Source organism: Pseudonocardia sp. DxW (genome assembly GCF_058448985.1).
On sequence record NZ_JBZFLK010000013.1, the window covers coordinates 176,198 to 188,390 of the forward strand.

The 12,193-nt window shown below is 74.2% G+C and carries 13 protein-coding genes; 1 reads left to right on the forward strand and 12 read right to left on the reverse strand.

The window, feature by feature from the left end; translation table 11 throughout:
• Window positions 1-26: 26 nt before the first annotated feature.
• The 9 genes from secG to uvrC form a co-directional block, all read right to left on the reverse strand.
• Window positions 27-260 (reverse strand): preprotein translocase subunit SecG, encoded by a 234-nt coding sequence (gene secG / locus ACVJO7_RS21180; protein WP_344028409.1) that lies wholly within the window; start codon window positions 258-260, stop codon window positions 27-29.
• Window positions 261-406: 146 nt separating this feature from the next.
• Window positions 407-1,192, reverse strand: a complete 786-nt coding sequence (tpiA, locus tag ACVJO7_RS21185) for a triose-phosphate isomerase (protein ID WP_491674317.1) — start codon at window positions 1,190-1,192, stop codon at window positions 407-409.
• On the reverse strand, window positions 1,189-2,385 hold the full coding sequence (locus ACVJO7_RS21190; RefSeq protein WP_344028404.1) for a phosphoglycerate kinase: 1,197 nt from the start codon (window positions 2,383-2,385) through the stop codon (window positions 1,189-1,191). Before ACVJO7_RS21190 ends, tpiA begins: the two co-directional genes overlap by 4 nt.
• Window positions 2,382-3,395, reverse strand: a complete 1,014-nt coding sequence (gene gap, locus ACVJO7_RS21195) for a type I glyceraldehyde-3-phosphate dehydrogenase (RefSeq protein ID WP_344028402.1) — start codon at window positions 3,393-3,395, stop codon at window positions 2,382-2,384. The genes ACVJO7_RS21190 and gap overlap by 4 nt, the downstream gene beginning before the upstream one ends.
• A 233-nt stretch (window positions 3,396-3,628) precedes the next feature.
• On the reverse strand, window positions 3,629-4,402 hold the full coding sequence (locus ACVJO7_RS21200; RefSeq protein WP_491674318.1) for a hypothetical protein: 774 nt from the start codon (window positions 4,400-4,402) through the stop codon (window positions 3,629-3,631).
• Between the two features lie 293 nt (window positions 4,403-4,695).
• Entirely contained in the window at window positions 4,696-5,685 is a 990-nt protein-coding gene (gene whiA / locus ACVJO7_RS21205; RefSeq protein ID WP_491674319.1) for a DNA-binding protein WhiA, read from the reverse strand.
• A complete protein-coding gene (locus tag ACVJO7_RS21210) occupies window positions 5,676-6,698 on the reverse strand; it encodes a gluconeogenesis factor YvcK family protein (protein WP_491674344.1) in 1,023 nt (340 codons plus the stop codon). The genes whiA and ACVJO7_RS21210 overlap by 10 nt, the downstream gene beginning before the upstream one ends.
• Window positions 6,699-6,715: 17 nt before the next feature.
• On the reverse strand, window positions 6,716-7,627 hold the full coding sequence (gene rapZ, locus ACVJO7_RS21215; protein WP_491674320.1) for an RNase adapter RapZ: 912 nt from the start codon (window positions 7,625-7,627) through the stop codon (window positions 6,716-6,718).
• On the reverse strand, window positions 7,624-9,627 hold the full coding sequence (gene uvrC / locus ACVJO7_RS21220; RefSeq protein WP_491674321.1) for an excinuclease ABC subunit UvrC: 2,004 nt from the start codon (window positions 9,625-9,627) through the stop codon (window positions 7,624-7,626). The genes rapZ and uvrC overlap by 4 nt, the downstream gene beginning before the upstream one ends.
• A 167-nt stretch (window positions 9,628-9,794) precedes the next feature.
• Between uvrC and ACVJO7_RS21225 the strand changes: the two genes are divergently transcribed.
• A complete protein-coding gene (locus ACVJO7_RS21225; RefSeq protein WP_491674322.1) occupies window positions 9,795-10,559 on the forward strand; it encodes a DUF2786 domain-containing protein in 765 nt (254 codons plus the stop codon).
• Window positions 10,560-10,608: 49 nt separating this feature from the next.
• Here the strand turns inward: ACVJO7_RS21225 and ACVJO7_RS21230 are convergent, their stop codons facing one another.
• The 3 genes from ACVJO7_RS21230 to ACVJO7_RS21240 form a co-directional block, all read right to left on the reverse strand.
• The gene (locus tag ACVJO7_RS21230) at window positions 10,609-11,016 is read right to left on the reverse strand and encodes a PH domain-containing protein (RefSeq protein WP_491674345.1); all 408 of its coding nucleotides are present in this window, start codon (window positions 11,014-11,016) and stop codon (window positions 10,609-10,611) included.
• A gap of 155 nt (window positions 11,017-11,171) precedes the next feature.
• Window positions 11,172-11,663, reverse strand: coding sequence for a 6,7-dimethyl-8-ribityllumazine synthase (ribH, locus tag ACVJO7_RS21235; RefSeq protein WP_491674323.1), 492 nt, complete (start codon window positions 11,661-11,663; stop codon window positions 11,172-11,174).
• A gap of 97 nt (window positions 11,664-11,760) precedes the next feature.
• Window positions 11,761-12,180 carry an AfsR/SARP family transcriptional regulator gene (locus tag ACVJO7_RS21240; RefSeq protein ID WP_491674324.1) on the reverse strand — a complete coding sequence of 140 codons (420 nt, stop codon included), beginning with the start codon at window positions 12,178-12,180 and terminating at the stop codon, window positions 11,761-11,763.
• Window positions 12,181-12,193: the final 13 nt, after the last annotated feature.

Genomic DNA, 12,193 nt, shown 5'->3' on the forward strand with positions numbered 1-12,193 from the left:
CTCGTCCCCTCTCCTCGCCGCGACGCTCAGACGTTCGCCAGCATCAGGCCGTTGCCGACGACGGCGATCGCCCAGATCATTCCGACGAAGATGGTGTAACGAGCCATGTTGCGGTCGGCGGCCGCGGAGCCGGACAGGCTCGACTGCACGCCGCCGCCGAAGAGGCTGGTCAGACCCCCACCCTTGCTGCGCTGCAGCAGGATCAGCGCGATCAGCAGAAGGCTGGTCACGATGAGGATGATCTGCAGTGTCAGGATCACGCGCTTCCCAATCCTGGTCGCTCGCCGGAGTGGCCGAGGATACTCCGCACGCTGCGGGGACCCTCCGGCCGGGGTGGCCGGGAACGCGTGGAGCCGTGGCCCCGCACCCGGCGGCCACGGCTCCACGGCTGTGCGGACGGACCTGCCTAGGGCAGCGGACCGCCGGCCGCGATCGCGGACAGCTTCGCGAACTCCTCGGCGTCCAGGCTGGCGCCGCCGACGAGGGCGCCGTCCACGTCGGCCTGGCCGACGATCTCCGCCACGTTCGACGACTTCACCGAGCCGCCGTAGAGGATCCGCACGGCGCGGGAGACCTCCGGCCCGTACAGCTCGGTCAGCGTCTCCCGCAGCGCCGCACAGACCTCCTGGGCGTCCGACGCGCCGGCCACCCGGCCGGTGCCGATCGCCCAGACCGGCTCGTAGGCGAGCACCAGGGTGGCCGCCTGCTCGGCGGTGACCCCCTTGAGCGCGCCGCGCAGCTGGTCGGTGCAGTGCTGCACGTGCTCGCCGGCCTCGCGGACGTCCAGGCCCTCGCCGACGCACAGGATCGGGGTGATCCCGTGCCGCAGCGCGGCCAGCACCTTCGAGTTGACGACGGCGTCGTCCTCGCCGTGGACCTCCCGGCGCTCGGAGTGCCCGACCACCACGTAGCGGCAGCCCAGCTTCGCCAGCATCGCGCCGGACACGTCGCCGGTGTAGGCGCCCGAGTCGTGCGGGGACAGGTCCTGCGCCCCGTGCACCACGCTCAGCTTGTCGCCGTCGATCAGCGTCTGCACGCTGCGGATGTCGGTGAACGGCGGCAGCACCGCCACCTCGACCCGGTCGAAGTACTTCTCGGGCAGCGCGAAGGCGAGCTTCTGCACCACCGCGATCGCCTCGAGGTGGTTGAGGTTCATCTTCCAGTTGCCGGCGATGAACGGCTTACGGGTCATGCGTCCCCCTCCAGTACCGCGACGCCGGGGAGGGTGGCGCCCTCGAGGAACTCGAGCGAGGCACCCCCGCCGGTGGAGATGTGCGAGAAGCCGTCCTCGGGGATGCCCAGCGCGCGCACCGCGGCCGCGGAGTCACCGCCGCCGACGACGCTGAACGCGCCGCCCGCCGTGGCGTCCGCGATCGCCTGCGCCACACCGCGGGTGCCGTCGGCGAACGGGGCCAGCTCGAAGACGCCCATCGGGCCGTTCCAGAAGATCGTCCGCGCCGCGCCGATCCGGTCGGCGAACGCGGCGACCGACTCCGGGCCGATGTCCAGGCCCAGCCAGCCGTCCTCGATGCCGGTGACCGGCACCGTGCGGGTGGTGGCGTCGGCGGAGAACGCGTCGGCGACCACCACGTCGGACGGCAGGACGATCTTGCCGGACTCCAGCAGCGTCCGGCAGGTCCCGACCTGGTCGGCCTCCAGCAGCGACGACCCGACGCCGTGCCCCTGGGCGGCCAGGAAGGTGAAGCACATCCCGCCGCCGACCAGCAGGGTGTCCACGCCGGGCAGCAGCGCCTCGATCACGGCCAGCTTGTCGGAGACCTTCGAGCCGCCGAGCACGACCGCGTACGGCCGCTCCGGATCCCCGGTCAGGGTCCGCAGGACCTCGACCTCGGACAGCACCAGGCCGCCCGCGTAGGGATCGAGCCGCTGCGCGACGTCGTACACCGACGCCTGCTTGCGGTGCACCACGCCGAAGCCGTCCGAGACGAACGCGGCGTCGTCGCCCACCAGGGCGGCCAGCTCGTCGGCGAACGCGGCGCGCTCGGCGTCGTCCTTGGCGGTCTCCCGGGCGTCGAACCGGATGTTCTCCAGCAGCACGACGTCGCCCGCGGCCATGCTCGGCAGCGGCTTCCCGAGCTCCACCAGCCGGACCGGCGCGCCGAGCAGCTCACCGAGCCGGTCGGCGACCGGGGCCAGCGAGAGCTTCTCGTCCGGGCCGTTCTTCGGCCGGCCCAGGTGCGCGGTCACCACGACCAGCGCCCCGGCCCCGGACAGCGCCGAGATCGTCGGCACCGAGGCGCGGATGCGGCCGTCGTCGGTGATGTTCCGGTCGTCGTCGAGGGGAACGTTGAGATCGGACCGCACCAGCACGGTCCGGCCCTGCACGCCCTCCCCCTCGTTCAGGAGGTCGTCGAGGGTCCTCACAGCTTCGACGCCACCAGCCCGGCGATGTCGACGAGGCGGTTCGAGTAGCCCCACTCGTTGTCGTACCAGCCGACCACCTTGACCTGGTTCCCGATGACCTTGGTCAGGCCCGAGTCGAAGATCGTCGAGTGCGGGTCGGTGACGATGTCGGAGGAGACGATCGGGTCCTCGGTGTACTTCAGGATGCCCTTCAGCGGGCCCTCGGCGGCCGCCTTGAACGCCGCGTTGATCTCCTCGGCGCTCGCCTCCTTGCGGACCTCGACGGTCAGGTCGGTGGCCGAGCCGGTGGGGATCGGCACCCGCAGCGCGTAGCCGTCGAGCTTGCCCTTGAGGTGCGGCAGGACCAGCGAGATCGCCTTCGCCGCACCGGTCGAGGTGGGGACGATGTTCAGCGCGGCGGCGCGGGCCCGGCGCAGGTCCTTGTGCGGGCCGTCCTGCAGGTTCTGGTCGGCGGTGTAGGCGTGGATCGTGGTCATCAGACCCTTCTCGATCCCGAGCAGGTCGTCGAGGACCTTCGCCAGCGGCGCCAGGCAGTTCGTGGTGCAGGACGCGTTCGAGACGATGTTCTGCGAGCCGTCGTAGTCGCCGTCGTTGACGCCCTTGACGATGGTGAGGTCCTCACCGGTCGCCGGGGCCGAGATGACGACCTTCTTCGCGCCGGCGTCGAGGTGCTTGGACGCGGCGTCGCGCTTGGTGAACAGACCGGTCGACTCGACGACGACGTCGACGCCCAGGTCCTTCCAGGGCAGCTCGCCGGGGTCGCGCACGGCGAGCCCCTTGAAACCCTTGCCGTCGACGACGATCTCGTCGCCCGAGGTGCCGACCTCGTAGGGCAGCCTGCCGAGGATCGAGTCGTACTTCAGCAGGTGCGCGAGCGTCGCGTTGTCGGTGATGTCGTTCACCGCGACGATCTCGATGTCCGTGGTGCCGGCGGCGCGCTGGGCGTCCACCGCCCGCCAGAAGTTCCGGCCGATGCGGCCGAAGCCGTTGACTCCTACGCGGACCGTCACAGTGCCTCCATGGGCTCGTCGTGCGCTGTCGTCTGGGTGTCCCAGTCCCCGGCGCGCCGGGTCCCGGCGGCGGGGCGGCAGGTCGGTCACGGCGCTCTCCCCCGTCGGGGAGCACCGCCTCCCGTGCTCGGCGACCACCCTATCGGCGGACCGCCCGCCCCGAACCCCGCGTACCCGGTGACCTGCGCCGCGATCCGTACCCGGACCCGATCGGGTACGGATCGCGGACGGGGTCAGGCGATGCGCAGGAACTTCTTCCAGCCGGGACGGGTGTCGGGCGCATCGGCGGCGGCGCGCTCGTCGTCGGTGAAGCCCTCGACGGGCTCGCGCGGGGCGGCGGCCCTGGCCCTGCTCACGAACGAGGCCGCGGCGGTCAGCGCGGCGGTGATCCCCTCCCGGCCGGGACCCGCGGTGATCGTCGCGGTCGCCGGGATCCCGAACCGGGCGGCCGCGGCGGGCCCACCGGCGCGCTGCTTGACGGCGACGGCCGAGCCCTCCCCCGCGGCGGCGTCCGGCTCCTCCGCCGGGCCGGCCGGCACCCCGGCCGCGGTGACGTCCACCAGCACGAACTCCCAGGCGTAGGCGGCCTGCTGGTGGGCGATGCGCTCGCGGACCGCGGCGGTGTCGCCGACCGCGGCCTCCCCGACGAGCAGGACGACGACCCGCCCGGGCCGGTCCCCCTCGGGGCGGGCGGCGAGCTCGTCGCCGACGGCGTCGAGCAGCCGGTGGGCGCCGGTGCGCAGGTCGGGCCCGTCGAGCGCGCGCAGCTTCGCGGGCAGCGCCGCGAGCGCCTCCTGCGCGGGCACCGGGACGGCCGGCGGGTGCGAGCCGTCGGCGAGGGAACGGGTCAGGTCGTTCCCGGTCGACAGCACGACCTCCGGCTCGTCCGGCCCGGCCTGGGCACGGAGCAGGTCGGCGAGTCCGGCGCGGAGTGCGGGGAGCAGCGGCCGCAGCATGCTGGATCGATCGAGATGAACGGCGAGGAGAGTGGAACCCGGGTTCGTCACGGCGGCATCATGCCCGACCCCCCGCAGCCCTCCCGTGACGGGGTGTGATCACCGTGGTGGTGCGGGCTGTCCACCGACGCGCTCTGGCGCCGGGTCCGGGAGCACGGCTGGTCGCGGGTCCATCCCTCGGTCTTCTCGTCGCGGCCGGCTGGACGGTGCTGCGCTTCACCTGGCACGACCTCGACCGCACCCCGGACCGCGTGGTCCGGGAGATCAGAGCGGTGCTCGGACCATGATCGCCATCGTGGTGCGTCCGGTCACGCGGATCGCGGCCCTGCGCACCGGCACGGCGATCAGCCGTTCTCCTCCTCGAGCATCTTCGCGGTGACCGCCGACTCGGTGTCCGGGATCCCCAGCTCCGCGGCCTTCTTGTCGGCGGTCTGCAGCAGCCGCCGGATCCGGCCGGCCACCGCGTCCTTGGTCATCGGCGGGTCCGCGAGTTGACCCAGCTCCTCCAGCGACGCCTGGGTGTGCTCGGCGCGCAGCCTCCCGGCCGCCCGCAGGTGGTCGGGCACCTCGTCACCGAGGATCTCCAGGGCGCGCGACACCCGGGCCGCGGCGGCGACCGCCGCCCGCGCGGACCGGCGCAGGTTGGCGTCGTCGAAGTTCGCGAGCCGGTTCGCGGTCGCCCGGACCTCGCGGCGCATCCGCCGCTCCTCCCAGGAGAGCACGCTCTGGTGGGCGCCCATCCTGGTCAGCAGCGCACCGATCGCGTCCCCGTCGCGGACCACGACCCGGTCCGCGCCGCGCACCTCGCGGGCCTTCGCCGCGACCCCCAGCCGCCGCGCCGCGCCGACCAGCGCCAGCGCAGCCTCCGGCCCCGGGCAGGTCACCTCCAGCGCGGAGCTGCGGCCCGGCTCGGTCAGCGAGCCGTGCGCCAGGAAGGCGCCTCGCCAGGCCGCCTCGGCGTCGGACAGGTCCCCGGAGACGACCGGCGGCGGGAGTCCGCGCACCGGGCGGCCGCGGTTGTCCAGCAGCCCGGTCTGGCGGGCCAGGCCCTCGCCGTCGCGGATCACCCGGATCACGTACCGCGCGCCGCGGCGCAGGCCGCCCGCGGTGATCACGTGCGCGTCCGCGGTGTGCCCGTAGAGCTCGTGGATCTCGCGCCGCAGCCGCCGGGCGACCGAGCCGGTGTCGACCTCGGCCTCGATCACCACGCGGCCACCCACGATGTGCAGCCCGCCGGCGAACCGCAGCAACGAGGCCACCTCGGCACGCCGTGACGACTGCTTGGTGACGGTGAGCCGGCTCAACTCGTCCTTCACCGTGGCGGTCATGGCCATTGCGGGCTCCTTCCGCGCTGCGGGCTGTGCTGTTGTGTCCCGTCCCCGCCGCCCGTCCCGGCCGCCGGTACGGCGGCGCGGAACACGTCGAGCAGGGCGCCCGCGAGGGCGTCCGGATCGTGCCGCGGGGTGGCCGCGCGGTCGTCGGCGACGTCCGCGAGCCAGACCCGCCCGCCCGGGACCAGCAGGTCGGATGCGGCCGCGTGCAGCCGCTCCGGAAGGCTCACCGACCCGATGTCCGCCAGGACGGCATGCGCCCGCAACTCGGGCGCGTGACCGGACAGTACTTCAAGGTGCTGCTCCGGCGAGAAACCGGCGGTCTCCCCCGGCTCGGGACTGAGGTTGAGCAGCACGATCCGGGCCGCGGCGGTCCGCAGCAGCGCGTCGCGCAGGCCGGGGACCAGCAGGTGCGGCAGCACGCTGGTGAACCACGATCCGGGGCCGAGCAGCACGGCGTCGGCGGCCAGCACCGCGCGGACGGCCTCGTCGCAGGCCGGCGGGTCCTCCGGCAGCAACCAGACCCGGCGCACCCGGCCGGGCGTCGACGCGACCGCGACCTGGCCGCGGATCAGGTGCGGGCCGTCGACGCCGTCCAGCTCGACCTCGGCCTCGATGTCCAGCGGCACCCGGGCCATCGGCAGCACCCGCCCGGCGCAGCCGAGCAGCCCGCCGAGCGCGTCCAGCGCGCGCACCGGATCGCCGTCCCGTTCCAGAAGCGCCGCCAGCAGCAGGTTGCCGACGGCGTGCCCGGCCAGCGCGCCGGTCCCGCCGAAGCGGTGCTGGACCAGGCCGGACCAGAACCGGCCGTCGGCGTCGTCGGCGGCCAGCGCGGCGAGCGCCATCCGCAGGTCGCCCGGCGGCAGCAGGCCGAGCTCGCGGCGCAACCTGCCGGACGACCCGCCGTCGTCGGCGACGGTGACCACCGCGGTGACGTCGGCGACGTCGGGGCACCGGCGCAGCGCGCTGAGCGTGGCGTGCAGGCCGTGCCCGCCGCCGAGCGCGACGACCCGCAGACCCTCCTGCGCTCCGCTCACTCGCGCCCCATGTCGCGGTGCTCGACGTTGACCTGGACGCCGTCCCGGTCGGCCAGCCGGCGGCCGATCTCCTCCGAGATCGCCACCGAGCGGTGCTTCCCACCGGTGCAGCCGACGGCGACCGTCAGGTAGCGCTTGCCCTCCCGCCGGTACCCGGCGCCGACCAGGTCCAGCAGATCCAGGTAGCGCTCGACGAACTCCTCGGCGCCCTCCTGGGACAGCACGTAGTCGCTGACCTCGCGGTCCCGGCCGGTGTGCTCGCGCAGCTCCGGGATCCAGTGCGGGTTGGGCAGGAACCGCACGTCGACGACGAGATCGGAGTCCAGCGGCAGGCCGTACTTGTAGCCGAACGACAGCACGGTGATCCGGGTCGCGGAGTGCGTGCCCTCGGCGGCGAACGAGCCCTCGATCCGGGCCCGCAGGTCGTGCACCGACAGGGTCGAGGTGTCGACGACGAGATCGGCGTTCTCGCGCAGCGGGCGCAGCACCTCGCGCTCGGCGTTCAGGCCGTCGGTGATCCGGCCGGCGCCCTGCAGCGGGTGCGAGCGGCGGTTCTGCTCGAACCGGCGGACCAGCACCGCGTCGGACGCCTCCAGGAACAGCAGCTTCGGGCGGTAGCCCCGGCTGTCCAGGTCCTTGATCACCGCACCGAGGTCGTCGGTGAAGGCGCGCGAGCGCACGTCCATCACGACCGCGATCCGGGTCACGTCGCCGCGGGCCCGCGAGCCCAGGTCGACCATCGTCGCGATGAGCTCCGGCGGCAGGTTGTCGACGACGAACCAGCCGAGGTCCTCCAGCACCTTCGCCGCGGTGCTGCGACCGGCGCCGGACAGTCCGCTGACCACCGCCACCTCGATGCCCGGACCACCGTCCGGTGCCTGGTCCACCACGTCGGCCGCCCCCGTCATCGCTGTTCCTCCCCCTCGGTCGTCGGGCCGGGCCCGTCACCGCCGTGCAGCGCCGACACCACGGTCTCCGCGGTGCGCCGCCCGAAACCGGGCAGCCCGGCGATCTCCTCGATCCCGGCGGCGCGCAGCTTGCGCACCGACCCGAAGTGCTTCATCAGCGCCTGCTTGCGGGCCGGCCCGAGGCCGGGCACGCCGTCCAGCTCGGACGCGGTCATGCCCTGGGAACGACGCTGCCGGTGATAGGTGATGGCAAATCGGTGCGCCTCGTCACGGATCCGCTGGAGGAGGTACAGACCTTCACTCGTCCGGGACAGGATGACCGGATCGTCCTCGTCCGGCAGCCAGACCTCCTCGAGCCGCTTGGCCAGCCCGCAGACCGCGACGTCGGTGACGCCCAGCGCGGCGAGCTCGGCGGCGGCCGCGTCGACCTGCGGCTTCCCGCCGTCGACGACGAGCAGGTTCGGCGGGTAGGCGAACTTCCGCGGACGCCCGGTCTCCGGGTCGATCCCGGTCCGGACGGTGTCCTCCGGCGGCACCTCGCCGGACCCGGCGGGGGCGGTGTCCCCCGCGGTCTCGGCCAGGTAGCGGCGGAACCGGCGACGCACCACCTCGGCGATCGCCGCGACGTCGCTGTGCCCGGCGGCGGCCCCGTCCCGGATCTCGAAGCGGCGGTACTCGGACTTGCGGGCCAGGCCGTCCTCGAAGACGACCAGCGAGGCGACGACGTTCGTGCCCTGCACGTGGCTCACGTCCACGCACTCGATCCGCAGCGGCGCCTGGTCGAGGCCGAGGTTCTCCTGGAGCTCCTGCAGCGCCGCCGAGCGGGCGGTCAGGTCCCCGGCCCGGCGCAGCCGGTGCTGGGTGAACGCCTCCTTCGCGTTCCGGGCGACGGTCTCGGCGAGCGCCTTCTTGTCGCCGCGCTGCGGCACCCGCAGCTGCACCCGGGAGCCGCGCAGGCCGGTCAGCCACCGCTCCAGCGCGCCGGCCTCGGCGGGCAGCACCGGCACCAGGATCTCCCGCGGGACCGGCTGGGCGGCGTCGTCGGCGGCCCCGGCGAGCGCGTGCTGCTCGCCGTAGAACTGCGAGACGAACCGCTCGACGAGCTGCTCGGTGTCGGTCGGCTCGACCTTGTCGATCACCCAGCCGCGCTGGCCGCGGACCCGGCCGCCGCGCACGTGGAAGACCTGGACGGCGGCCTCCAGCTCGTCCTCGGCGAAGGCGACGACATCGGCGTCGGTGCCGTCGCCGAGCACCACGGCCTGCTTCTCCAGGGCGCGGCGCAGCGCGCCGAGATCGTCGCGCAGCCGGGCGGCGCGCTCGAACTCCAGGTTCTCCGACGCCTCGGCCATCTCGCGTTCGAGCCGGCGCACCATCCGGTCGGTCCGGCCGGAGAGGAAGTCGGAGAAGCCCTCGACGATCTCGCGGTGCTCGTCCGCGCTGACCTTCCCGACGCACGGGGCGGAGCACTTGTCGATGTAGCCGAGCAGGCAGGGCCTGCCGATCTGGCCGTGCCGCTTGAACACCCCGGCCGAGCAGGTCCGGGCCGGGAAGACCCGCAGCAGCAGGTCGAGCGTCTCCCGGATCGCCCAGGCGTGCGCGTACGGGCCGAAGTAGCGCACGCCGCGGCGGCGCGGGCCGCGGTAGACGTGCAGCCGCGGGTACTCCTCGTTCATCGTGACGGCGAGCACCGGGTAGGTCTTGTCGTCGCGGTAGCGGACGTTGAACCGCGGGTCGTACTCCTTGATCCAGTTGTACTCGAGCTGGAGCGCCTCGACCTCGGTGCCGACGACCGTCCACTCCACCTTCGCGGCGGTCGTCACCATCTGCCGGGTGCGCGGGTGCAGCCCGGCCAGATCGGCGAAGTAGGAGTTCAGCCGCTGCCGCAGGCTCTTGGCCTTGCCGACGTAGATCACCCGGCCACGCGGGTCCGAGAAGCGGTAGACCCCCGGCGACTCCGGGATCGTCCCGGACGCCGGACGGTAGCTGCTCGGGTCGGCCATGGTGCCGTCCAGGATAGTTGCGACCCCCGACACCGCGGGCCGCACCCGGCCCCCGCGGACCCCCCGGACGGGGTGTAGTGACGTGTCGGTGACCGGAAACCGTCGGTCCCCTGCGGTAGACCTCGTGTCGAACACGAGTTCGACGTCCTGCCCCGAGGAGGAGCACCGTGAGCACCACGCACGACACCCCCGGCGGTCCCGCGCTGCAGGAGGCCCGGCTGGACCGGATCCGCAAGCTGCTGGCGAAGGCGGAGCGGGCCGGCACGGCGGCCGAGGCGCAGATCTACACCGACAAGGCCGTCGAGCTGATGGCCCGGCACGGCGTCGACGAAGCGGTCCTGGCCGCCACCGGGCCACCGGGCCACGATCCGATCGGCGGCGTCCGGATCGCGGTCGACGACCCGTACAGCGCGGCGAAGGCCCGGCTGCTGGGGTGGACGGCGGCGGCGCTGCGCTGCCGGTGGGTGCTGCACGACTCCCGCGGCGGCAAGGTCGCCGCGGTCACCGTGTTCGGCTTCGCGTCCGACCGGGAGCGGGTGGAGCTGCTCTACACCTCGCTGCTGCTGCAGGCGTCCACCCAGGTGAACCGGATCCGGCCGCCCGATCCGGGCGAGTCGGTCGCCGCCTACCGGCGCTCCTGGATCTACGGCTTCGCCGCCCGGGTGCACGAGCGACTGTGCGAGGCGGAGCGGGCCGCCGTCGGCGAGAGCGACGCCGCGGGCGACGGTGCCACCTCCGCCGCGCTGGTGCTGGCCGACCGGGGCGACCGGGTGGCGCGCGCCTACTCCGAGGAGTACTCCGGCCTGCGCCGCGCCCGGCCCCCGCAGGTGTCCGGATCGGGCTACCGCAGCGGCGCCGAGGCCGCGGACCGGGCCGACCTGGGCGGCACCCGGCTCGGCCGGCGGGGCCGGGCCCGGGCGATCGGCGGCTGAGCCGGCCCGGGCGCCGGAGCGGGTCCGGTCCGGACCGGTCCGGCCCGGGTCAGCCCCTGCGGACCGCGTCGCGGTGCAGGTCGCGCAGCGTGCGGACGTTGCGCACGGCGAGCCCGCGATCGACGGCCTGGACGGCGAGGATCGGGTGGTACTCGTCGTCGGGCAGCTCCAGCCGGGCCGAGGAGGCGCCGTCCGGGAACGAGATGCCGTACACCTCCGGCCACGCGAACCAGCGGGTCAGCACCACGTTGCGGATCTCGATGCCGTGTCCGTCGGCGCGCACCCGGGGCCGCGCCATCTGCAGCAGCCCGCCCGCGACGAACGCGCCGATCACCATCATCGACGCCTGGTCCACCGGGCGGAAGATCACACCGGTGTCCTCGGACGGCATCAGGTACGCGACGACGACGAAGAAGATCATCACCGCGACCGCACAGACCCACGCGGTGATCAGGATCGCCCGCGGACGGAGGGTGACGGCGTCCGGGCCGGGTCCGGCCGGCGCCGGGGCCGCGGCCCGTGGCTGCTCGGGGGTCTCGCCGGTCCCGCTGTCCGGGGGCGGCTGCTCTGTCACGGAAGGTCCTTCCCGCCCGGCCCGGTCGGGGCCGGCGCTCATGTCTGCACCCCTGCGCCGGTCCGCAGCTCGCGCAGCACCAGCGCCGATTCCAGGGCCGCCGTGCAGGCCTCGGCCCCCTTGTCCTCCGGCGCGCCGGGCGCACCGGACCGGTCCACCGCCTGCTCGACCGTGTCGGTCGTGAGCACGCCGTTCCCGACCGGGGTGGACTCGTCCAGCGCGACCCGGGTGAGCCCCGCGGTGACCGCGTCGCAGACGTACTCGAAGTGCGGGGTGCCGCCACGGACGACGACGCCCAGCGCCACCACCACGTCGTGCGAGCGCGCCAGCTGCTGGGCGACCACCGGGAGCTCGATGGTGCCCGGCACCCGGACCACAGTCGGCTCGGCGCCGGCGTCCCTGGCCGTGGCGACCGCCCGCTCCAGCAGGGTGTCGACGATCTCGGCGTGCCACCGGGCGGCGACCACACCCACCCGTAGTCCGGTCGCGTCCAGCTGTGCGGCCCCGGCGGGCCTGCCCTCACCGCTCATGGGTCGATTCTCGCCTCCCGGTCCGATCCACGCCGGACCGGGTCCTCCGCCGGGACGGCCGCCGTTCAGCCGGACACCAGCGGCGCGATCCGCCGGGTCATCTGCCGCGACGGCACGACCCCCAGCTCCGTTGCACGAGGCTGCGGAAGCGCTGGTAGTGGCGGACGGCGCAGGCCGGGTTGCCCTCGTCGATCAGCACCTGGACGACCAGCCGGTGCGCGCTCTCCCGCATCTGCTCGACGGCCACCGCGGTCATCGCGGCCTCCAGCGCGGCCAGCTGCCGGCCGGCCGCGAGCTGCTCGGCCGCCAGCTGTTCGAGCGCATGCAGCCGGACCTGGTCCCAGCTCAGCCGCTCGGGCGCCAGCCAGGCGTCCGCCCAGGCGGGAGCTGCCCGGCCGGGCCCGGTCGGCGGACGCGCAGCGGGTCCGCACGTTCGGCGAGACGGTGCTGGCCGAGATCGGCGGCAGGTGACGGACGCCCGGGGCGCGGGCCGGTCCCGCGCCCCGGGCCGCCACATCAGCGGATCAGCG

Excerpts from the sequence above, each read along its gene's own strand:
- uvrC (WP_491674321.1), bottom strand. The coding sequence starts at position 9,627 with ATGGCCGACCCGAGCAGCTACCGTCCGGCGTCCGGGACGATCCCGGAG.
- rapZ (WP_491674320.1), bottom strand. The coding sequence starts at position 7,627 with ATGACGGGGGCGGCCGACGTGGTGGACCAGGCACCGGACGGTGGTCCG.
- ACVJO7_RS21240 (WP_491674324.1), bottom strand. The coding sequence starts at position 12,180 with ATGTGGCGGCCCGGGGCGCGGGACCGGCCCGCGCCCCGGGCGTCCGTC.
- whiA (WP_491674319.1), bottom strand. The coding sequence starts at position 5,685 with ATGGCCATGACCGCCACGGTGAAGGACGAGTTGAGCCGGCTCACCGTC.
- ribH (WP_491674323.1), bottom strand. The coding sequence starts at position 11,663 with ATGAGCGGTGAGGGCAGGCCCGCCGGGGCCGCACAGCTGGACGCGACC.
- tpiA (WP_491674317.1), bottom strand. The coding sequence starts at position 1,192 with ATGACCCGTAAGCCGTTCATCGCCGGCAACTGGAAGATGAACCTCAAC.